Source organism: Brevibacterium sp. FME17 (assembly GCF_014897515.1).
Lineage (GTDB): Bacteria > Actinomycetota > Actinomycetes > Actinomycetales > Brevibacteriaceae > Brevibacterium.
Map to the genome: position 1 here is coordinate 39323 of NZ_JABUYD010000001.1, position 23963 is coordinate 63285.

Annotated in this window: 8 protein-coding genes; 3 read left to right on the top strand and 5 right to left on the bottom strand. The window is 65.0% G+C overall.

The window, feature by feature from the left end:
- Positions 1–40: 40 nt before the first annotated feature.
- From INT40_RS00205 to INT40_RS00225, 5 genes are all read right to left on the bottom strand, one after another.
- Positions 41–1183: a saccharopine dehydrogenase NADP-binding domain-containing protein gene (locus tag INT40_RS00205; protein WP_165770431.1), complete on the bottom strand. Its 1143-nt coding sequence runs from the start codon at positions 1181–1183 to the stop codon at positions 41–43.
- Positions 1147–6633: a non-ribosomal peptide synthetase gene (locus INT40_RS00210; protein ID WP_096157087.1), complete on the bottom strand. Its 5487-nt coding sequence runs from the start codon at positions 6631–6633 to the stop codon at positions 1147–1149. The genes INT40_RS00205 and INT40_RS00210 overlap by 37 nt, the downstream gene beginning before the upstream one ends.
- On the bottom strand, positions 6630–16652 hold the full coding sequence (locus tag INT40_RS00215) for a non-ribosomal peptide synthetase (RefSeq protein ID WP_193095229.1): 10023 nt from the start codon (positions 16650–16652) through the stop codon (positions 6630–6632). The genes INT40_RS00210 and INT40_RS00215 overlap by 4 nt, the downstream gene beginning before the upstream one ends.
- 25 nt (positions 16653–16677) lie before the next feature.
- Positions 16678–17937 carry a serine hydroxymethyltransferase gene (gene glyA / locus INT40_RS00220; RefSeq protein ID WP_096157085.1) on the bottom strand — a complete coding sequence of 420 codons (1260 nt, stop codon included), beginning with the start codon at positions 17935–17937 and terminating at the stop codon, positions 16678–16680.
- 280 nt (positions 17938–18217) lie between these two features.
- Entirely contained in the window at positions 18218–18922 is a 705-nt protein-coding gene (locus tag INT40_RS00225; RefSeq protein WP_073884832.1) for a hypothetical protein, read from the bottom strand.
- A 176-nt stretch (positions 18923–19098) separates the two neighbouring features.
- Between INT40_RS00225 and INT40_RS00230 the strand changes: the two genes are divergently transcribed.
- From INT40_RS00230 to INT40_RS00240, 3 genes are all read left to right on the top strand, one after another.
- The gene (locus tag INT40_RS00230; RefSeq protein WP_073884833.1) at positions 19099–20916 is read left to right on the top strand and encodes an ABC transporter ATP-binding protein; all 1818 of its coding nucleotides are present in this window, start codon (positions 19099–19101) and stop codon (positions 20914–20916) included.
- On the top strand, positions 20913–22652 hold the full coding sequence (locus INT40_RS00235; RefSeq protein WP_096160804.1) for an ABC transporter ATP-binding protein: 1740 nt from the start codon (positions 20913–20915) through the stop codon (positions 22650–22652). The genes INT40_RS00230 and INT40_RS00235 overlap by 4 nt, the downstream gene beginning before the upstream one ends.
- 85 nt (positions 22653–22737) lie before the next feature.
- Positions 22738–23940 (top strand): MFS transporter, encoded by a 1203-nt coding sequence (locus INT40_RS00240; protein ID WP_193095230.1) that lies wholly within the window; start codon positions 22738–22740, stop codon positions 23938–23940.
- The last annotated feature ends 23 nt before the right edge of the window (positions 23941–23963 follow it).

Consider the following 23963-nt stretch of genomic DNA (forward strand, 5'->3'; position numbering starts at 1 on the left):
GGGCTCGTCAGCGGACGTAACCAAGTGTCGTGAGGTCGAGTCAAAGCTCTCCTTCCTCCTCATGCGTGGAAGTCTGGGCCTGGGTGGGATCAATGAGTTCAAGGCTAGGACCGATCTCGATCACTGAAACACCCTGTAGGCCGTGGAGGGATGTGATGATGTCGGATGGATCGAGGATATCCTCGGCCCGATAGACGCCATTTGGGATCTGATCGGAGTGGACAAGCGTTGCCACCGTGGCAGTGACGAACGCGGTCACCTGGTACCCGTCTTCGCAGCTGAGGACCGTGGTGCGGACTTCACCGGCATCGGTGGCGGCTTGCACCACGATCCTGTGATATGGAGCCTGGCCCTGCATGTCGTGTACGACGGCGCTTCGCAGTTGAGCGACGGCGTCGTCGAGGCCGGTATCAGGTATGGGTCCGAGCGTGGCGATGACCTGTTCGGCCTGACCGGCTGGGAAGATGTTGAACCATCGTGCCTCCGGCACCTTGTACCGGTGACACACTCGCTCGAGTTCAGTTGGCAGGTACGGAAATGCCGATACGCTGCCGGGGAAGAACGGCAGATTGATTTGTCGGATTGGGCGTAGAGCCGCGGTCCGGCGTTGATGATTGGACCAGTCGGCCAGCGGCTGGCCTATTCCCGCTTCCTCGCTGAGGAGGAAGTCTGCAGCGGCGGCATCGGACAATGGTGCGATGCCGCCAGCGAGGCAGGAAAGGCGACGGATGGGCTCGTCGAATCGGGTGGCGAGCCAGGACGGAATCATAGCGCTGACGCCGGGCAAGAGCCCGGCAGAGACGACCGCTGCCCTCTGTGGACCAGGGGGTTGTTCGAGACGAGTGTAGACGGGATCGTCGCCTGCGGGATCGACGTAATGTGCTCCATTGCTGAAGGCAGCGCGAGCGACGGTATCCAGGATCCTGTAGGACGGGCCAGCACAGTTGACGACGACCGAGCAGTTCCGACAGAAGGCATCGAGGGAGACCGGGTCGGTGATGTCCACCTGTGTGCTCTCGATGTCAGCGTGCGTTGGATGGTTGATCGCTGACCTCCGACGGCCGCCGAGTCGAATCGGGAAGCCAGCTGAGTGGAGTCGCTCTGCAACGGCTGCGCCGACCATCCCGGTGGCGCCGATGATGCCGATCATCGTTCGGCCTGCTGGTCTCGGTGCTCGATCCATGCCGCCACCGTGTCGACGTGGGGATCGTGCAAGCATGCGAAGTGGTCGCCGGGGATGTCATGGATGGTCAATGAGGGGCCGCACAGTTCTCGCCAGAAGGTTGTGGGCTCGTCCACGACGCCAGGGAGGAAGGGCACGTCGGAGGCATGGCTCAAGAACTCCACCGGCCCGTCGTAGGGGTCCGGGCGCCATTGAACGACCCCGGTGATGCTATGGGTGAACACGGTGAGCCCTTGATCTAACTGCTCGGCTGTGTCTCCGGTCTGCGCGGCCAGTGCGGAGACGCGCTCGGCGCGGGTAGCGGTGAGATAGGACCCGAGCACTGCGTCGAGGCTGCCCTTGGGCACGAGCCCATGCCGGTCCAGCGCCACCCGTACTTCGTGGCCGACAGCACCAGGATCGGCAGGCAGGCCCACGGCGGACGGGTCGATGCCGCGTAACCTGGCATACCCGTACTCGACCAGTCCGGGCTCTTCGACCAAGTAGGGAACGCGGTGGCTGCCGATCACGGTGAGGCGTTGGACATGTGTCCCGCGGCGGCGGAGTTCGCGTGCCAATTCCAGTGCGGTCATGCCCCCCATGCAGTAGCCGATAAGCTCGACCGGAGGACCTCCGGCCAGTAGTTCTGCGTATTCTTCTGCCAGCCCGGTCACGAGGTTCTCGGTTGGACGGGCGAGGTATTCGTCCAGCCGTGGCGGGGCCAGGCCGAGTAGTGGAACATCGGAATCGAGCGAAGCGATCAGGGACCGGTATGGCAGCAGGGTCGCGCTTCCGTCATGCACCAGCACCCGCCGACGCTCCGACGTGGCGGAGGCGCCACGCAATACACGCAGGGGTCGTGGGGAGTCGGCACGGCGCAGTTGGGCGGCGAGGTCCATGACCGTCGGCCGTGACATCAGCTCCGGGATCAGTGCCTCCCACGTGATGTCAGAGGCCTCCGGGACCGAAGTCCGCAACTGTTCAGCGAGCCGGGCAATCAGCAGCGAGTCACCGCCGAGGGCGAAAAAGTCGTCATTTCGGCCCACAGTCTCGAGCCCCAACAACTCCGCCCAGATAGTGGCCAGGCGCCGCTCGAGGTCGTCACGCGGTGCATCGCTGGTTCCTATGGCGGCAGGCTGCGAGCGTGGCACACGCGCGGCGAGAGCAGCTCGATCGACCTTCCCGTTCGCCGTGAGTGGGAGCGCATCTACCGGGATCAGGCGTGAGGGCACCATCGGTTCGGGCAACCGTTCGGACAGCCACTCGGAGAGGCCATGATCCTGGACGCCGTCGACGTCGGAGCCGAACCGCACACAGAATGCGGCCTGCCCGAACTGTTCCATGACCCGATCATCGGGGAGGCAGACCTCAATGGCCCCGCCTGCCCGGTGCAGAACATCAAGCCACTCATCGCGAGTCAGGAAGATACGATCTTGCCCGTGTCGCGCATCGGCGAAGTCCGGGCGTGTGGTGTCGTCAAAGGTCATCAAGAACTCCATCGACATCATCACCGATGTGTTCTCGCGCACAGTCTCGATGAACACGAGTCGCCCACCAGGAACGAGGAGGGCACGAAGCCGGTCGATGACCACATCGGCCGACGCGGCGTTATGCAGGACGTTCGCGCACAGGATCACGTCGTAACTGCCTGGTTCGACATCCTGTCCGTCGAGGTCGGCATTGATGTCGAAAATCCCGTATCGCATCCCCGGCACGTTGGAGAACTGCCGCTGCGCGTCGGTAAGGAAGAACCGCGACAGATCAGTGAACAAGTAGTCGATTCGTGTGCCGGCGAGTGCCGTGACGACGTCAGCGGTCGTCCCTCCGACGCCAGCACCGACTTCGAGCACATGCAGAGTTCCCGTGTGCTGGTCGGCAAGTGTCCTCATCACGGCCGTCACAGCCTGATTGACGTATCTGCTGATGATGTTGTCCTTGTACGCCGCCTCGGCCGTTCCGATATCGCCGTGCGGGAACAGCAGAGACAGGGCAGAATCCTCGCCGCGCACCAGGTCGGCCAGCTCCTGGGCACACGAACGCAAGAACGTGATGAGCTCGGCCCCGTCGTCCAAGCCATGATGCGCCTGCTCCACTGAGTCCCACGCATCCTGGACATCCTGGCGCGTCACCGGGGCCAATCTGGTCCAGTCGCCCTCCGGCGTGCGGGTGACGAGACCGTCGGCAGCGAGCATCCGCAGCCAACGCCGCACCACCCGTCGGTTGGCAGGGGTGGCCCCGGACTGCGTGAGCAGCCCTTCGGTGCTGTACGCGACCTCGGGGTCAGAGAACAGGCCGAGTTCACGAAGGGCGCATGTCATGGACAACCGAGCTGCCCGGTCCATCCGGTCCGCGAACTCTGCCAGCCGATCCGGGTCGGTTCCATTCACGATGCCAGCGGCAGCATCCTTCGCGGCGACTGCGAGCTGTTGATCGGGTACAGCAGCCTCGCGCTGATGGTCGCGAGTGTAGAAACCGACCAGCCGACGTTCCAGGGCCCGGTCACCGTCAACGATGACCGCAGCGGCAGCGACCGGTGGGAAGGTTTGCATCGCCGTCTCCACTTCGGCCAGTTCGATCCGGTGCCCTCGAATCTTGACCTGCTGATCTTCGCGGCCGAGGAACTCGATGATCCCGCCGGGTAGATACCGTCCGATATCGCCGGTGCGGTACATGCGAGCCCCGGACAGCGGATCGGTGATAAACCGGACAGCGGTCAGGTCGGCGTCACGGAAATAACCGGTGGCAAGAGCGTCCCCGCCGATCCACAACTCACCGGGTACCCAATCGGGCTGATCATGGCCGTGTTCGTCACGGACGGCGAAGCTGTGGGCCAGCAACGGCACCCCGTACGGAATACTGCGCCAATGTGGCGGGACCTCGGCTATGGGATGGAAGATCGACCAGATGGATGCCTCGGTCGCCCCGCCGAGGCTGACCTGGTGCGCCTGCGGCAACACCTCCGAGAGCTCGCCGGGCAAGGAAGTGGGTATCCAGTCTCCGCTCATCATGATCAAGCGCACCGATTCGAGAAGCGCACGCCCGCTCTCTGGCTGCGAGCGCAAGTACTGGACGAGCATCTGAGGCTGAGCCGGAACACTATTGACCACCGACACACCATGGTCATCGATGAGCTGGGCCCAGCGAGCGGGATCACCGCGCCGGTGCGACTCCGGCAACACGACCGCGGCCCCTGCTGCAAAGGTGCCGAAGATATCGAACACGGACAGGTCGAAGCTCAAACCGGAGAGACCGAGCACACGGTCCTGCGGGTGTAACTGGAATCGGTCGACAATATCGTCGAGTGTCGCCCGAACCGCATGATGGGACACCGCGACGCCTTTCGGGCGGCCCGTCGAACCTGATGTGTAGATCACATACGCGAGCTCGTCCGGGCCGGTGCTGCCGGCCGGGACCAGGGCGGCTGTGTCCGGGGCAGGGATATGGTCGATGGGGACCACAGTGAGGGCATCGGGCCATGTGTGAGGATCGGCGCCGTCCGTGAGCAGCACGTCGACGCCGGCGTCGTCAACAATGCTCATCTGCCGTGTAAGCGGCTGTCGTGGATCGAGAGGCAGGTAGGGTCGTCCGGCCAGCAGTACGGCGATCACGGCCGCGATCTGCGTGGCCCCCTTGTCGAGCGCCACTGCTACTGGAACCGGCGAGTCGTGGTCTGGGATCAGGGTTGCCAGTTGGGCGGCGGCGCTGACGAGTTCCTGGTACGTCAGGGTTGTGTCCGGCGCAATGATCGCCGGTGCGTCCGGGGTGCGGTGCGCGGCGGCGAGGAGTGGACTATGTACGAGCCCGGCGTCCGGTCCGGGAGCTGCGGGGGTGGTGATGCGGTTGAGGTTTTCCCGGGTGCGTAGTTGGGATTCCGGCACCGGTATGGGGCACTGCAGTTCCCATGTTTGGAGTGAAGCGGGGTCCCGATCACTGGGTCCCTCGGTAGACGCAGGCCCTCCGGCGAGGACGTGGAGAAGTGACTCAAACGCGGCGAACATGTCCTCGATGACGCCCGCTGGATAGGCGCCGTCGCGGACATCCCAATTGACGACGAGGCCGCCGCGGTCTTCGAGCACCTGGCAGTCCAAGTGAACCTGTGGAGTCTGGCTGATGCCGTAGCGGGCGGTCGCTTCCGTCATGAGACCGTCTGCAGTGCCCTCGGTGGGACCTGTGTCTGACTCGGTTGTGCGGGTGAGCCCGAGTGCGCTGGTGAACACGACGGGCATGAGTGCGGTCTCGGACCCGTGACGGCGACCGAGTTCACGCAGGACCTCGATGCCGGAGAACATTCGATGGTCGAGGTCGTCGGCGAGCTGATTCTGCACGGCCATGGCCCGCTCGACGTAGGTCGCGGCCGAATGATCCACGGCCAAGGGGATCACCGAGGTGAAATCGCCTACGACAGCATCGATATCAGGATGTAGGGGCAGGCGCCCCTGCAAGGTGACATTGAGGGAGAACCGGTCGTGTCGTGACCAGCGCCCGATCACTTCGGCGTAGGCGGACAGCAGTGTTCCCGAGGGAGTGAGTCCGTGGTTGCGGCCGGCTTCTCGCAGTGCAGCCCACGACTGCGGTGACAACCGCAGCGTTCGACGGGTGAAGCGAGGATGGGAGTCCTCGACAGGGGCGGGGCCGGCGACGGGTGTGCCATCTCCAGCCGCGGGCAATTCCGGTGCCGAGGGGAGGGTATCGATGCGGTCGAGCCAGTAACTGCGGTCGCGCCTCCACTCTGGATGCTGAGGCAGTTGGCGATGAGCCAACACATAGTCGCGGAACGTGACTCTCGGCTCATCGGTGTCGACCCCGGAATAGCTTCGGTCGAGATCAGCCAGGAGCAGTTGGATGCTGACGAAGTCGGCGATGAGCATGTCGATCGACAGATGCAGGATGTCTTGATCCGGCAGCCTTGTGATCCGGAGTGTGAATAGGGGCCATTCATGCGTGACGTACACGGTGTGATCGATTTCGGCGCGCGTTCGCGTCAGATGCGACTGGCACGCTTCCCGATCAGCGCCACGTAGGTCCGTGACCGCAATTCTGTAGCGCGGTACCTCTGGCAGCACACGCTGTTCGCCACGCTGCAAAATGACTGCACGAAGCATCGGGTGCCGATCGATGACTGCCTGCCATGCGCGTTCGAGGCGGTCCACGTCCAGGGAGCGGAAAGAGATCTCTATGTAGCTGTGGCACCCCACCCCACCGAGTCGGTTCCCCCGCACCCGCCCGAGCAGATATGAGGCCTGCACGTCGGTCAAGGGGAAGGGCGCATGACAGGCATCCGGCTCGGGGATGGCCTCGGGCAATGCCTGCTGGCGCAACAGCTGAATGATCTCGTCACGTCGTGCGGAAACTTGCTCGCGTCGTTCCTGGCTCATGACACCGCGGGGCCCGCGGAACCGGAGCTTGTCGCCGTCAAGCCAGAGATGCACCCCGGCATGTTCAAGTTCGGTAATCAGTGCGTTGGCGTTCACAGCTCTCCTTCCTCGAAATCCTCAGTCCCGGCCTGCATCTGCCCACCATGTGGTCCCATCCCGGTCGCAGCCACCGCGGCGATCGTTGGGTCAGCGAAGAATTCGCGAAGGCTCAGTTCGATCCCCACCTCAGCGCGCACTCGGGCAACCATGCGGGTAGCGACGAGGGAATCGCCGCCCAGACCGAAGAAGTCAGCAACACGATCGATCCCGGTCGACCCGAGGAGCTCCTCCCAGATCCGGGCAACAGTCGACTCGACGCCGGGGCGGGGCTTGCCTGCCTCGGCGACTGGGGAACTCTCGCCTCGTATCGAGACGGGCCCCTGAGGAGACGATGCTGGTTGGGCGAGGTGGGACGCGGATGCTGCCGGTAGGCCTGGACGGGAGTCGGCCCAACCCGGATCGGCGATTGCTGAGACGAGCCGGGCATATTCGTCGAACATGGACCCGATGGCTTCGGCCGCAATCAACCCTTCTACGGCATCCCACTGGATAACCAGCTCTCCGTCGGGAGTCTGCGAAACCTGATGGTCGAGCCAGATTTGTGGGGTTTGCGAGATGCCCCAGATCCGGTCAGGAAAGCCAGGCCCCGGATCGAGGGACATCGCCGTACCCAGCCCGAGACCACTGGTGAAGACCACTGAGGCGCCGGCCACGGCACCGCGTCGGCGGGCCAGTTCACGCTGCACCCAGATTGCTGAGACCGAGCGATGCTCTAGATCGGAGGCCAGCTGATCGCGGAGGCGAATAGCCCGTACGCCGCGCGTGTCGCCGGGCCTGGTTCTGATCTCGACGAGGAGCAGCGAGGTGAAGTCACCGAGAATGCGATCGATATGCGGGTGAACTTCCTGCCGGTCGAACAGCGTCACGTTCACGCTGAACTCTGAACTGGTGCTCCATCGGCCGAGCACTTCCGCGTAGCTGGACAACAGGACCACCGCTGGGGTGAGCCCCAGGTGGCGGGCGTTCTGCAGGGCCGCTTTCCAGGTCTCCGCGGGGATGCGGCGCTGCCAGCGCCGGAAACGGGGTTGCGTCACTGTGTCGGGGTCGACCAGTGTTGGCAACTGCGGTCCAGGCGGGATGCTGTCCAGACGTTCCTGCCAGTACTGTCGATCGGCGCGCAGTTGTGTGTCCGATGGTTCAACCTGAACGCGGTAGTCGCGGAACGTCAGTTCCCTCTCGGGCAGTGAGGCACCGGGATCGCGGTAGAGTTCTTCGAGTTCGGAAAAGACGATCATCATCGACAGGCCGTCGAGGATGATGTTGTCCAGTCCTATGCCGACCCGTGTGCGCTGCTGACCGAGCTGATGGTAGGTGACCGCTTCGACCGTGAACAGGGGCCATCGGCCGGGGTCGAGCACGCGATGCGAGAGGCGATCGCGCAGTGTGTCCAGTTCCTGGTTCACGGCCTCGGGCGCAGTGGTGGCGTCCAGCTGCGTGTGTGGCACGTGCAGAACCGTCTGGTCAGATGGCAGAAACTGCTGTCGGCCGTCGGGCGTGAACACGCTACGCAACTCGGCATGGCGGCGTACGAGAGTGTTCCACGCCTGCTCGAGGCGGCTGATGTCCACCTTGGCGCCGTCGAACTCGCTGTAGTAGTAGGCACCGACCCCGCCCAGGGCGAGGTCGCTATGACGGCCGACCCAGTACGCGCGTTGCACGTCGGTGGCCTCGAACGGCTCGGTCATCTCCGCCGGGTTCGGCACGACTCGCCGCCGTCGATCCTGACGTGGGGTCCGCGTAGCGAGGCCGGTGTAGAAGTCCTCGAGCACGGGGCGGGTGAAGATATCGGCGACCTGCACTCCTGTCGCCCCGGCATCGAGCAGGCGTCCGATCAACCTGGTGGCCAGGAGGGAGTCGCCCCCGAGGGCAAAGAAGCTGTCGTGAGTGTTGACCTCAGCGACAGCGAGTACGTCAGCCCATATCGCGCCGACCTGGTCTTGTGAGAGGGTAGCATCCCCGTTCGGGGACGCGTCGATGGCCGCGACTTCCACTGGGGTCGTGAGGCTGGGAGCGGATTCAGCCGTGCGGGTCCTGACAGCAGACAGGTCGGCGTTCGGAAGTTGTTCCAACAGGCGCCGATACTCCTCGAACATGTCGTCCAGGAGTCCGGGGGCGAACAGACCTTCAACGGCATCCCAGTGATAGAGCAAGGCTCCGGATTGTTCCATGACTTGATGGTCGAGCCACACCTGTGGGGTCTGGGACGCGCCGCCGACGAATGTGGGAAATGGTGGACGGAGCCGGTCGAGAACGTCATCGGACAGGCCCAGCGTGCTGGTGAAGACGACCGGCATCGCGGCCTCGGTAGGGCTGGTTCTTCGGGCCAGCTCTCGCTGGACCCACAACGCCGAGACACCCCGGTGATCGAGGTCTGAGGCGAGCTGGCGTTGCAGCCGTTGTGCCGCATCGGCGAGGCTCTCCTCAGCGGTCGGGCGATGCTCCAAGAGCGTGAGACTCGTGAAATCCCCGAGCACGCGGTCGATGTGCGGATGAACGCGGGAACGGTCGAAGAGGGTCAGATTGAGCGTGAGCTCGGGCCGCGCGCTGAACGCAGAGAGCACATGCGAATAGCAGGCCAAGAGCACCGAGGATGGCGTCACGCCGGCCTGCCGGCACCACTGCTTGACCTGGGTCCACTGCTCGGCTTCCAACCGTCCGGCACGCCGTTGGAAGACGGGCGCGTCGATCTGTGCCGGATCGACGGCTACCGGTAGGTGCGGGGCCTGTGGCAGGCTCTCCAGCCGGTCCGTCCAGTACGAGACGGATGCTTCTCGGTCTGCCGGGGAAGTGTCCACTGCGAGGACGTAGTCACGGAAAGACACGTCAAGCTCGGGAAGCGACGTCTCCGGGTCGAGGTAGCACGCGGCGAGTTCTGTGAGGAGAAGTTGGACGCTGAACCCGTCCAGCAGCAGATAGTCGACTGCGATTCCCACGCGCACTCCGCCGGGATGACGGATGAGCGCGGTCGCGAACGTCGGCCACGTCGACAGATCGAACGAGGAACGTGCAAGCAGCTCGTGGAGCCTGGCCGAGGCCGACTGCTCATCGTCGGCGCGGCCGATGCTCACCGGTGGAGCCGGTAGATCCTCCGGCGGGAGAATGCGCTGCTGTTCGCCCTCGACGATCACCCGAAGCATGTCGTGTCGGTCGATCATGCGACGCCAGGCCTGCTGCCAGCGGCCAGTGTCCACGCTCTCGGCGCTTAGTTCCAGGTAGTAGGTCGTGCCGATGTTGCCCAGCGGCATCCCCGGAGCGCGGCCACGCAGATAGGCTAGTTGCACGTCGGTGAGCGGGAAAGGCTCGTGCCGCTGGGCCAGATCCGGTTCTAGCTGCAACGGGGGAGCATCTGAGATGGCCGGGCGTAGACGTTCGGCGAAGTCGGCGAGCACCGGATGCTCGAAGAGCGCTCCGACTCCGACACCGCCGAGTGCCCTGCCCGTGCTCGGCGCGTCCCGTAGCCGAGCCACGACCCGGGTAGCGGCGAGGCTGTCGCCACCCAGGGCGAAGAAACTGTCAGATGGTGCGGGCAAGGTCGGCAGGCTGAGAACCTCCGCCCATACCGCGGCCACCTGCTCCACACGCTCATCGGACCGACTGCTTGGCTCGGGCGAGGCCGGTGCTCCGGGTTCCGCGTTCGTGATCGCGAGGATCTTGGTGGCAACTACGTCGCGGTCGAGTTTGCCATTGGCAGTCAGCGGGATGGCCGGAAGCTCGACGACAACGTCTGGGCGCATGGTGGGTGCGAGGAGACCCGCAGCATGCCGAGCGATCGCGTCCAGATTGAGGCCGCCATCCGCGTCTCGCTCGTCATCGGCCGAGGGGGCAACAACCGCGGCGGCAATCCGATCAGCTGTGCCCCGCAGCACCACGGCGGCGGCGCTGACAACATCGGGGTGGTCCCGCAAGGCCGTCTCGATCTCGCCGAGTTCGATGCGATGCCCGCGCACCTTGACCTGACCGTCGTCACGTCCGAGGAACTCGAGCAATCCCGCCGACCGGTACCGGCCGAGATCACCGGTCCGGTACCAACGGTGGCCGCCCACGACAGGGAAGCGTTCTCGTGTTCGCTGCGGATCCCCGAAGTACCCGTCGGCCAGGCTGTCGCCTCCGATCCACAGTTCACCGGGCACCCAATCCGGACAGTCCCGTCCAACACCGTCGACCACCCGGAACGCTTGCCCGCCGAGCGGAGTTCCGTAGGGCACGCTCGGCCATCCGTCGATACCGTCGGCGACCGGGTAGAAGTTCGACCAGATACCTGCTTCGGTCGCGCCGCCCATCGCGATCAGCCGTGCGTTTGGAGCAGACTTTGCGAGGCGATGGGCCAGGTCGAGTGGCACCCAGTCCCCGGACACGAAAGCGGTCCGCAGACTCGAGCTGGTGTCTGGGTGCCATGCTGCCGCGGTGACGTACATGTCCAGCAGCTGCGGCACGGTGTTCCAGACGGTCACGCCGTGGTGACGGACGAGGCCGTGCCATTCGTCAGGGTCACGCCGCTGGTGCTCCAGCGCACAGATCACCTCCCCGCCAGCGGTGAGAAGCCCGAAGATGTCATACACGGACAGATCGAATTCGAGCGCAGAGATCGACAGAACCCGATCAGCCTTTGTAATCCCGAACCGCGCGTTGATGTCGGCGATCGTGTTCCAGGCGGCTCGATGGCTCATCTGTACGCCTTTGGGTTCGCCGGTGGAGCCCGAGGTGAAGATCGTGTACGCCGTCTCCGAAGCCTTTGTCGGGGAAGGTTCCGGGAGTGGGGCGAGGTCGTTCAGGTCGGGCAGGCTGCTGAGGAACAACCGAGGCTGCACGGTTCGCGTGATGCGCTCGATCCTGGCGGTGGGCTGATTGACTCCGATCGGTACGTAGTTGGCGCCGGCGGCGAGCGTTCCGAGCACCGCGATGACCTGGTCTGGTCCCTTCGGCATGCTCACGGCAACGGCGTCGCCGCGTCTCACTCCGTTCTGCTGAAGATGCCGGGCCAGGCGAAGCGCCCGCTCGGCGAGCTGACCGTAGGTGAGAGATCCCGACTCGGATGCGCCAGGCAGTCCCCAGCGCAACGCGACAGCCGCTGGTTGCTTGGCTGCCCTGGCGAAGAACTCGACATGCAAGGCATTCGCCTGTGGCGCGAGGCTGGGCACGGCATTGACGCGAGCACGGCTGTCCTGTTGCGCCGCTGGCAGTGCGACGTCTGCGGGGATCGCGTCAACGTCTGCGGAGTCGATGAACGTGTCCACGAGACCGAGGTAGGCCTCGAACATCGCCGAGACGAGTCCCTCCGGAAAGAGCCCCTCTACCGAGTCCCAGCTGAGTAGCAAGTCCCCAGCCTGCTCAACTACCTGATGATCGAGCCACACCTGCGAGGTCTGTGATGCGCCGTCGGCGTACGCTGGGAACCCGCCTGGCGCGTCGTCGAGGAGCCCGCCGCCAATGCCGAGGGTGCTGGTGAACACTACCGGAAAGATGGCCTGGGTGATCCCCTCAGTCAGCGCGATCCGCTGTTGCACTTCCACTGCCGAGACACTGCGATGCTCAAGTGCCCGGGCGAGTTCGTCCTGCACCTGACGCGCGAGGTTCACGAGATCGTCCTGCCCATCAGGACGATGTGCGAGCAGCAGCAGCGAACTGAAGTCGCCGATGACGGAATCGACATCGTCGTGCACGGGCTGGCGGTCGAACAAGGTGAGGTTCAGCGTCAGCTCCGGGCGGGCGCTCCACCGCGACAGCGTCTGTGCGTAGCAAGTTAGGAGGAGCGCTGAAGGTGTGAGCCCGACCAAGGCCGCTCGTTCCCGCAGGAGCCGATAACGTGCACGGGGCACCCGGTGGGCGACGCGCGCAAAGCGGGGCCGCCCGAGGGCCGCAGGGGCCGAAGCCAGGGGCAGTAGAGGAGCTGGCGGCAATTCGGGACCCACACGGTCCCAGTACGCCTCAGCGCGGGCCTTGTCGTCCGGATCGACGGCGACTTCGGTGAGATAGTCACGGAAGGTGAGACCCAACGGCGGCAGGTCGAAGTCAGGATCGTCGTACAGATGTGCCAGTTCAGACAGAAGTGTCTTCACACTGCGCCCATCGAACACGATCGGATCCACGACGATCCCGACCCTGACACGTGCAGACGGTCCGTACTCGACGGCCATGGCAGCGTAGGGCGGCTCACTGGCCAGATCGAACGACCGCCGCCGCAAGGGTTCCAGCAGCGTTCGTGCGGCTTCAAGAGTGGGTGCGGTCAGTCGGGGAAGCTCGGTCACGGTCATCTGTTCGACCACTTGCTGGCGTCCGTCCCGGACCGTGACTCGCAGCATGTCGTGGCGCTCTGCCAGGTGCCGCCACGCGTTCTCCCAGCGCTCATGATCGAGACGGTCACCATCGAGCTCGAGATAGAAGTTCGCGCCGATTCCGCCCAGGGCGAGCGTCTCGTCACGCCCGACGAGGTAGGCATGTTGCACGGGTGTCAACGCGAAGCGCTCGAAGCGGGCCTCAGGGCGGGCGCGAAGTACCGCGTTCTCAGAGCGCGGCCCTGCCTGCGTCGTGCGAAGAGTCAATGCGAACCCTCTCACCGTGCGGCCCCGCATCAGGCCGGATATGGTGCATTCAGCGATCGCTACGCCGCCCGGCAACGTGTAGGTGCGCAGTCGGGCCACCGAACGGGTCGCGGTGAGGCTGTCACCGCCGAGTCGGAAGAAGTCATCGTCTCGTCCCGACACAGTGATACCCAACAGCTCGGACCACACCTGTGCGATTGCCCCCTCCACCGGCCCCTGCGGTGGTTCGCCGTCGACGTCCGCCGAAGGAGCGGCCTCCTGCAGGAGAGCGGCCACCCGCTGACGGTCCACTTTGCCGTTGCTGTTCAATGGCAGGCTGGTCACGCTCACGATGAGTTCCGGCACCATCGCCTCAGGGAGATACTTCTTGGCCCGTTCGCGAATGGTCGCGTCAAGGTCCGGCGCATGGTTTTCAGGGTCATCGACGACGGCAAGCACGCGGATCCGCGGTCTCTTCTCCGCGTCGATGACGGTCGCGACTGCCCGCCGAACGCCGGGATACTGCTCAACCGCGGATTCGACCTCGCCGAGGTCAATGCGATTACCGGCGATCTTGACTTGGAAGTCTGTACGCCCGAGAATCTCCAACTCGCCGCTGTCTCGCCAGCGCACGAGGTCACCGGTCCGATACCAGCGGTGCCCGTCCCGCTCAACGAACTTCTGCGCAGTCAGCTCGTCGTTGTCGCGGTAGCGGCCGTGGACACCCGCCCCGCCGATCCAGAGTTCGCCCGCGGCCCAGTCTGGGCGATCACGCTCCTGTCCATCGACGACCCGCACTTTCTGATTGCGCATCGGATGCCCATATGGAATCGACCGCCACAAAGGATCGATGTCGTTGACGTCGAAGAGCACCGACTGGATCGATGCTTCGGTCGCCCCTCCGAGCACAACGCACCGACAGCCGGGGGCCAAACGCGCCAGTCGGCGCGGAAGATCCAACGCCACCCAGTCACCACCCAACATCACTAGCCGCAAGCTGGCGACCAGTCGGGCGGCGGGCGGGGACGACTCGGCGACCGTGAGCAGCATATCGAGGAGCACGGGCACGGTGTTCCAGACGGTGATCGGCGTGTCGGTCATCAGCTGCATCCACGCATCAGGGTCGGCGCGGCGGGCCTCATCTGGGAGGACGACGGTTCCACCGACGCTGAGCAATCCGAAGATGTCGACGACAGACAGGTCGAATTTCAACGCGGACACGGCAAGCACAGCATCGGTGGGGCCGACCTCATACCGGTCATTGAGATCCTCGATGGTGTTGCTTGCCCCACGATGGGTGATCTCCACTCCCTTCGGAGTGCCTGTAGAACCGGAGGTGAACAGCACATAGGCTGGCCCATCGGGATCAGAACGACGGGCTGCCGACAGCGGGGTGGCTTCCAGAGCATCAGCGATTCGTACGATGGCCGGGCTACCGGGCAGATCCTCTGGAAGATGGGCGTTGGCGTCGGTAATGACGGCTACCATCGGAGTGGCGCGGTATATCGCCGTCTGTCGGGCAGGCGGCTCATCGACGCCGATCGGTACATAGGCGCCGCCGGCCGCGAGCACACCGAGAACGGCTGCCACTTGTGCTGGACCCTTCGGCAGGCTCACTGCGACCAGGTCGCCGGCACTGATCCCGGAGGCGTCCAAAGCACCGGCCACACGCAGGGCCTGCTCACACAGACCGCCATAGCTGAGGGAGGCTGGCCCCTCGGCGGTCTCCCATGCAAGCGCAGTCGCGTCAGGACACTCGGCGGCCACCCGGAAGAAGGGCTCGTGCAGGATGTTGGCCCGTTGCGGTGCGCCGGTTTCGTTGACAGCGGAATGTCGGGCTGCCTGCGCAGGGGGCCGTAGGTCGTCAATGGGGCGTTGCCAGGCGGCGTCGTCTGCGACGAGCTGGGACAGCACATCCCGGTACGCACCGAACATCGACTCAGCCACGCCGGGGGCGAAGAAGCCCTCACGGACGTCCCAGTTCACCAGGTAGCCACCATCGAGTTCCGTGGCCTGCGCGTCGAGCCATACCTGCGGCCCCTGTGAAACGAGCCAGACCGGATCACCGAAGACCTCCCGCACGTTCGGTGCGAACAGTTCTCCCAGGTTGAGCGCACTCGTGTACACGACGGGTGCCAAGACTCGTTCTCCTCCGGCGAGGCGGGACAGATCGCGCAGCACTTCGACGCCGGGATAGGCGCGGTGATCGATCGCCGCTCGCAACTCCTGTTGTAGACGAACAGCTCTTTCGGCAAACGGCATACGGTCCGTGACATCTGCGGCCAACAGCACTGAGCTGCTGAAATCTCCGACCAACTGTGGCACCTGGGCGTGTAAATCTGCACGGTCGAAAAGGGGCAGGTTGAGCAGGAACTGCGGATCGGTGGCCCACCCGCCAATGGCCTCGACAAAGGCGGTCGCCAATGCCATTGCCGGCGTCACGCCATGCTTTCGCGCGATATGTTCCAACCGTTCGCGTTCAACCGGGTTCAACCAGTGGTGCAGCCGCTGCACGCGCGTCGGCGTCCGCCCGGGTGTCTGCCTCAGACGCGGCAGGTCAGGAGCACCAGGCAGTGTGGGCAACCGTGCCTGCCACCAGTCGCGAGCCTCGGCATACTCCCGCGTGTGAGTCTCGGACTGTTCCGCCTGACGGCGGTCGGCAAGATACTGAGGGAAGCTGTACGTCAGGCTCGGCAGTACGGAGTCCGGGTCGTGATAGTAGGTAGCGAGATCGGCCATGAGGACCCTGAAGCTGGCTGCATCGGCGGCAATCATGTCGAGATTGACGTGCAATCGCGTTCTGCTCTCACTCACCAGCGACACCGCGACATCGAATACTTGTCCGGACGCGATATCGAGTTGTCGATGTGAGGCCTCGTGACGAACACGTTCCAACGCGGCAGCCTGCTCCGCGTCATCGAGGTCACGCAGATCATGAATGGTGAGGCCCGGCCACGCCGGCTGCGGGAGAATACGCTGCCGCCCGTCGTCGCCGATCGCGACTCGGAGCATCCCATGGCGTTCTAAGAGCAGCCGCACGGCTCTGTCGAGTCGGTCCGTATCGATGCAGGGGCCATCGAACTCGTTGTACAGATGCGTTGTCACACCTCCGAACTCCATGTCCGCGTCTCGTCCGGCCCAATATGCATGCTGCATGAGCGCCAGGTCGAACGGCTCGCCAGGACTCACCGGTGGTGCCGGGTCCACAGCCTCGGGCTCGGCGCGCGGGGCATCGAGCAACTGCCGCCAGGCGCCGAAAGTCGGGCGCTCCGCGAGCTGCTCAAAGGTGGCCGATACTCCCAGTCGGCGTGCCTGGTTGATGACGGACATCATCCCGAGCGAGTCGAGGCCGAGCTTCAACGGCTCGGCATCGTCGCTGAGAGCTCTGACATCGCAGCCGAGCCGCGCGGCAATCAAGTCCGCGATGATGTCCGACGGACGCGCGTCGGCCTCAGACGATGACCCTAACGGGACAGCTCGATCAACGTTGGACGACATGGATCTCCTTGAAGTGTATGGGTGCTCAGGGCAGGCTGGTTGTGGCATAGAGCGGATACCGGTTGGCCAGTGCGGAGACGCGGCTCGCGAGGCTGGGACCGTTCTCCGCTCGGGTTAGGGCGTCGGCCAGGATCTCGGCGACCTCGGCGAAGGCGGAGTCGTCGAAACCGCGAGTCGCAAGGGCCGAAGTGGCCAGCCGAAGCCCAGAAGGTCGACGGGATGTGCGCGTCTCGTTCGGAACCGTATTGCGATTGACTGTCACGCCAATACTCTCCAGATACTGTTCTGCGTCTGCACCGTCGGTGAACTGGCCTTGTTCTATTGCTTCGGACAAATCAAGCAACACGAGATGACAGTCAGTGCCACCGGTCACCACCTGGATCCCCGATGATCTGATGTCGGGCTGACAGAGCCGCTCGGCGATGATCTTCGCGCCTTGAAGTGTTCGCCGTTGGCGCTCGACAAACCCAGGTCGGCCGGCGAGATGGAAGGTGGCAGCCTTGGCGGCGATGCTCTGATTGAGCGCTCCGCCTTGGTGCCCGGGGAAAACAGCCGCGTCGATTCGGTCGGCCAGTGAGCCCCGGCAGAGGACCAGCCCACCGCGCGCACCTCCGAGAGTCTTGTGGGTCGTGCTGGTGACGACATCGGCATACGGCACCGGCGAGGGGTACACACCGGCTGCGATCAGGCCAGCAAGGTGTGCCATATCCGCGACGAGAAAGGCGCCGACCTCGTCGGCGGTATGTCGGAACCCGGCCCAGTCAACCGTCCTCGGATAGGCTGTCCACCCTGCAACGATGACTCGCGGTCGATGCTGGCGCGCGAGACGGGCCACGGTCTCCAAGTTCACCAGCCCGGTATCGGAATCCAGGTGATATCGGACAGCTTTGTAGAAGGTTCCTGAAGCATTCATTGTCGTGCCGTGTGAGAGGTGCCCGCCGTGGGAAAGGGCCAAACCCATCACCGTGTCACCAGGTTTCATCAGGGCGCCGAACGCAGCGGCGTTCGCCTGAGCTCCAGAGTGCGGCTGCACATTTGCGTGGTCGGCCGAGAACAGCTTCCGAGCCCGATCAATCGCGAGACGTTCAATCTCATCGATATGGGCACATCCGCCATAGTAGCGACGGCCCGGATATCCCTCGGAATACTTGTTTGTCAGTATCGAACCCTGCGCCTGAAGCACGGAGACTGGCGCGAAGTTTTCCGATGCGATCATCTCCAACGTCTGCCGCTGACGTGACATTTCCTCCGACACGAGGGTGTGCAGCTGGGGGTCTGCGTCCATCAGTGACTCGTCGAGATCGTTGTGCGCTGGCGGCGACGCTCTGCGAGTTGACCGAAGGGACTCATCGGAGTCCGGCGGCCAGGCGTCAGTGCTGTCTGTCGCGGACAAGGCAATCACCTCCGATGGGCTCGGCAAGCGCGGGTGACCGGAGATCCGCCTGGGGAGGGTGTCCGCGCCGGGTAGGACCGACAATCCGATGCCAGGTGTGCAGTGCACAAATTATCGATCGGTGCTAGTGTACCCGATGCCTTTAGGTGAGGCTACCCTAATGAGATGTTGCCTATGGTTTCATCGGCTGTCTCGTCGCAATGCGGGCTGCGACGCCGTCGAGTGCACGCTCGACTGCGTAGTTGTAGAGCCTATCGAGGTCAAAGGCATGGGCGAGCGTGTCCGCGAACATTGCCGCCCCTGGATGCTGACTGTCCTCGGACAACATGCCGAGGCTTGCGAGGATCGCGTCCTGAAGCTTGGGGTCGACATCTCGCTCGTCTTCGGAGGCGATCAGGTGCACGGCGGTATTCAATAGCATGATGTGTGCGGCGGGTGCTTCGTCGCCCAAGCCGGCCTCAGCGAGCTTGCTGACCCCGGTATCGATCATCAGCACCGCCGCAGGGACGGTCGTGGCGGCCATGCCGAGCCAGCGGGCGACGCCGGGGTGCGCAGACAGTGTGTCGTGCAGCGAGGTGAGGAGCTGCTGATACCACGGTCGCCACGAGAGTTCTGGTGACGGTAAGTCGACTGAGCACATGACGGCGTCGACGATGACGCGGTCGACCTCGTGGCGTGGGCCGACGCGGTGCGCAATCGCCGTCGGCCAGCAGCCGACCTCTTTCGCGAGGTCCCGAGTGGACCACCCGGCTAGGCCGCGGGCGGCTGTGAGGCGGACTCCGGCTTCGATGATCTGCTCTGTAGTCAAGGGGGCTTCGTCCGCGGCGGTGCGCGGTCCGCGCTGGCGTTTGCTCTTCTTTGCCTTCGGCTTTGTCATGCTCGGCTCCCATCCGCGGAGTGTCGTGCCACCACGATACCCGGCGTAGTTGTCCGTTGAGTTGAACAAACGCGCCGGGTAAGGGTACACTCACTTCAAAGATTTGTGCACTGCACAGGGCCCGCGATCGGGGACCGTGCAGACCGTCGATGAGTGGATGCTTGAAAGGATGGCTCATGCCCGATGATGCGACCGCTACTCAGGCTGTGTTGCCCGACGCTCAATCCGAGTCGGCGCCGGATACGCTTGAGCCCGAGACGAGAGCCGCTGGTAGTGACAAGAGCCTCGGCTCGCTGCTCGCTCCGGTGCGTGGGCGGCTGATCCTGGCGGGGGCGTTCCAAGCGCTTGGCGCGCTGACGTCCTTGGTGCCGTATGTCGCGATCTATCGGATCGTCGAGGAACTGTTGCAGCCGGCAGGCGCGAGCGGGAACGTGGTGTGGGCGTGGGCGGTCATCGCCGTGATCGGCGTGTTGGTGCGCACTGCCGCGACAGGGGCGGCATACACCATCACTCACGGAGCGGACGGAACGGTGGGCCAGGCGCTTCGGCAACGATTGACCGATCGGCTGTGGCGGGTGCCGCTGGGCTGGTTCGGAGAACGCTCCTCGGGTCAGGTGAAGCGCCGCCTGCAAGATGACGTGCACGACGTGCATCATCTGGTGGCACACGCGATCAACGACCTGGTGGGAGCCATAGTGGCCCCGCTCGCGGGATTCGTACTGCTGTTCGTCGTCAACTGGCGATTGGGCCTGGTGTGCCTGGTGCCGGTGCTGCTGTACTTCGTCGGACTGAGCGTGATGATGCGCGGAAACACGGAGAACGCGGCACGCTGGGACGAGGCATTGGGCCGGGTGAACTCCCGGATCGTGGAGTTCGTGCAGGGCATCGCGGTCGTGAAGACATTCGGCCGGACGCGCAGCACTCAGGAGCGCTACCACGCAGTCGGTGACGAGCTGGCCGTGTTCTTCGAACGCTGGATGGGACCACTGCTACGCGTCAACGCGCTGGCGAGTGCGGTACTGGCACCGCCGACGGTGATCGCCCTGGTGCTCGCGACAGGGGCCTGGTTCGTCCATTCAGGGTGGGGGGCGCCGGCCGAGGTGCTGCTGGCGTTGATGATCGGGGTCGGACTGGGTGCACCGGTGCTGAACATGGGGATCGGGGCGCAGGCAATGCGCACCGCCACCGCGGCAGCGGCGCGGCTGGGCGACCTGCTCCGCACCCCGGTACTACCGCAGGTCGCGCATCCACGCACCCCGGAGGGTGCCGTGGTGGAGTACGACGGCGTGCGATTCTCCTACGATGGGCAGACCGACGTGCTCTCGGACATCGACCTCGTACTGCGACCCGGCACCGTCACAGCACTGGTGGGCCCATCGGGCTCCGGCAAGTCCACGCTGGCGCGGCTGCTGCCCCGGTTCTGGGACGTCACCGACGGTGCGATCCGGATCGGCGGAGTCGACCTGCGGCACGCGGCTCCCGAAGAGATCTACCGGCGAGTCGCATTCGTGTTCCAGGACAACGTTCTGCTGCGCATGAGCGTGCGCGACAACCTGCGCCTAGCGGCCCCGGACGCTGACGACGCGACCGTGGAGGCGGCAGCGCGAGCGGCGCAGATCCACGACGTGATCATGTCCATGCCGCATGGCTACGACACGATCGTGCACGAGCAGGTGACTCCGTCCGGCGGTGAGACCCAGCGGCTGTGCATCGCACGGGCCATGCTCGCTGACGCTCCCATCGTGGTGCTAGACGAAGCCACCGCCTTCGCAGATCCCGAATCAGAAGCAGCCGTCCAGGACGCCCTGTCAACGCTGATCGCAGGCCGTGCGGTCCTCGTCATCGCGCACCGGCTGCGCACGATCACCGACGCGGACCAGATCGTGGTTCTCGAGGGCGGCCGGGTCGTCGAGACCGGCCGCCATGACGAACTGCTGGACCATGGCCGACTCTACGCCGCTCTGTGGAACGCCCAGGAAGGAACGACCGCATGATCCGCAAGCTGCTGCCGATCCTCGCATCGGACGACCGGGCGAAGATGCGCGCCTTCCTCACCGTCTGCGTCGCCTACGGGATCCTCCAGGGCGTCGCGCTGCTGCTGGCGATCCCCGCACTACGCCACCTGCTCGCAGGTGAAGCTTCTGCGAGCTGGCCGTGGATCCTCTCGGTGATCGGTGCCGCTGTCATCGCGGGCATCGCATTCTCGATCCAGAGCGTGCTGGGATCCCGGATCGGGCTCGCCCTGATGCGCGGCCTGCACCGCAGCATCATCGACCACCTCGGCGTGCTGCCGGTGGGCTGGTTCTCCTCCGATCGCACCGGAAGACTCTCGCAATCAGTCTCCCAGGGCACGACCGCCGTGTGGACGGCCGCCTCGACCCTGATCCAGCCGCTGGTGACCACCGTCGTTACGCCCATGACCATCGCGCTAGGGCTGCTGTTCATCGACTGGCCGGTGGCGCTGACGATGCTGATCGCCGCCCCACTCCTGTATCTGGTGTACCGGTGGGCGGCCGCGCTCGCTGAGCGCTCGGCCGATCAGATCGACCAGGCGGCGGTTGAGGCGGCCAGCCGCGTCGTGGAGTTCACTCGCGCCCAGCCGGTGATGAGGGCATTCCGGGCCGATCAGGCCGGCAACGGCATGCTGGCGAGAGCACACCGCGCCCAACAGGAAGCCTCCCGCCGCTCGCTGCGCACCAGCCTGCCCGGCCTGATCGGCTTCGCGACCGCCGTGCAGCTGATGTTCGCCGCCGTCATCGTCATCGCCGTGTGGCAGTCCCTCACCGGCGCGGCGAGCGCGGCGACCGCCGCCGTGGTGCTGTTCGCCGCCGCACGCTTCACCGGTCCACTCATCGACGCCGCCGACCTCGGCTCCGCGCTCCGGCTCGCCGGTCACGACCTGGATCGCATCGACAATGTCCTCGACGAACCCGCGCAACCCGAGGGCACAGACAGCATCGAACAGGCCGGAGAACTCGCCTTCGACCACGTCGACTTCACATATCCCGGGGGTCGACAAGTGCTGCACGAGGTGACTTTCTCGGCGCACCCGGGAACCACTACCGCTCTGGTAGGGCCGTCAGGATCGGGCAAGAGCACGATCCTGCAGCTGGCCGCCAGGTTCTTCGACCCCGACGCAGGCACTGTGCGCATTGGCGGTGTCGATGCCAGGCTGCTGCCGGTACAGACCGTGATGGAGCAGCTCTCGGTGGTCCAACAGAACGTCTACCTGCTCGATGACACGATCGAGGCCAACATCCGTTTCGGCAACCCGGAGGCCACTGACGACGAACTGCGCGAGGCGATCCGTCTGTCCCGCGTCGACGAGATCATCGACCGGATGCCCCACGGCCTCGACACGCAGGTCGGCGAGGCCGGAGTCGCGCTCTCTGGCGGAGAGCGTCAGCGCGTCTCCATCGCGCGAGCCTTCCTCAAGGACTCGCCCATCGTGCTTCTCGACGAGATCACCGCATCGCTCGATCCGGAGAACGCGATCGCCGTCCACGCCGGCCTGGCCGCACTGTCTGAAGGCCGAACCATGCTGATCGTCAGCCACGACCTGACGACGATCGCCGGAGCCGACCAGATCCTCGTCCTCGATGACGGCGCGATCGTGGAGCACGGCACCCACACCGACCTCGTCGCCGGCACAGGTCTGTACGCCGACTTCTGGGCCGAACGCGAACGGGCCCAAGGCTGGCGCGTCACCCACCCCACCGACGCCTCATGAAACGACACGCGAGAACAGCGCGGTGTGCGCACACATGCTACGCCGTCATCGTGACCGACCCGGATGCACTGAAGGACCCCCGAGGATGACGACAAGCAACCCCGCGCAGATCAAGCTGGTGCTAACGGCGGTGTTCCTGGCCTACCTGGCGCAGATGACGCTGAACCCCATCATTGCCCCGCTCTCACGCGAGGTCGGCCTGGCCGAATGGCAGGTCGGGGTGACCATCAGCACAGCAGCGATCATGGTGGTGCTCACGGCTCAGATATGGGGGCGCCGGTCGCAGTCGCTGGGACGCAAACGCGTTCTCCTCGCGGCGCTGGCCCTCGGTGCGATCGCGACGGCAGCCTTCGCGCTGATCTCCCAGGTCGGCATGATCGGCGCTCTCAGCGGCACCGTTCTGTTCGCGCTGTTCGTCGTGCTGCGCGGTATCGGGTTCGGCACCGCCATTGCTGCTATCCAACCAACCGCGCAGGCCTACATCGCTGATGTCACCACCGATGAGACCACCCGGATCAAGGGCATGGCCGGTGTGGGCGCGGTCCAGGGCGTGGCTCAGATCGCCGGTTCCGTTGTCGGTGGCCTGCTCGCCGCTTTCGGGCTGATGGCCCCGATCCTCTCCGTCCCGGTGCTCCTCGCCCTCGGCCTCGTGCTGGTCGCCCTTCGGCTGCGCCCCGAGGCGCGCACCACACTGATCGAGAAGCCTACGAGCGTCCGGCCGACAGACTCGCGGGTGTGGCCGTTCCTGCTCGCCGGGTTCGGCATGTTCACCGCCCTGGGGTTCATCCAGATCGTCACGGGCTTCATAGTCCAAGACCGACTTCACCTGGACGCGAAGACAGCCGGAGTGCTCACCGGCGCGGCCCTCCTGGCCGCAGGTATCGGCATGATCCTCGCCCAGACAGTCGTTGTTCCTAGTACGGGATGGGGCCCGGCCACCCTGCTGCGTGTGGGCGGCGTGGTTGCGCTGCTCGGATTCCTCGTGCTGATCCCCGATGCCGGGCCGGTCGCCCTCTTCGGATCGATCGCCCTCATCGGCCTGGGCTTGGGTACCGCCATGCCCGGCTACACCGCCGGACCAACACTGTTGGTCTCCCGCGAGGAACAAGGAGGCCTGGCCGGGCTCATCGCCGCCAACATGGGTCTCACCTTCGTCGTCGCACCCACCGCCGGTACCGTCCTGTACGGCGTCTGGACCTCTCTGCCGATCATCGTCGGCGCGGCCATCATGGCCATCGTCTCCGTGTTCGTTCTCCTTCACCCCCGATTCCGACGCATCCGGGACTGATGCAAGGAGAGGTGACAATTCAA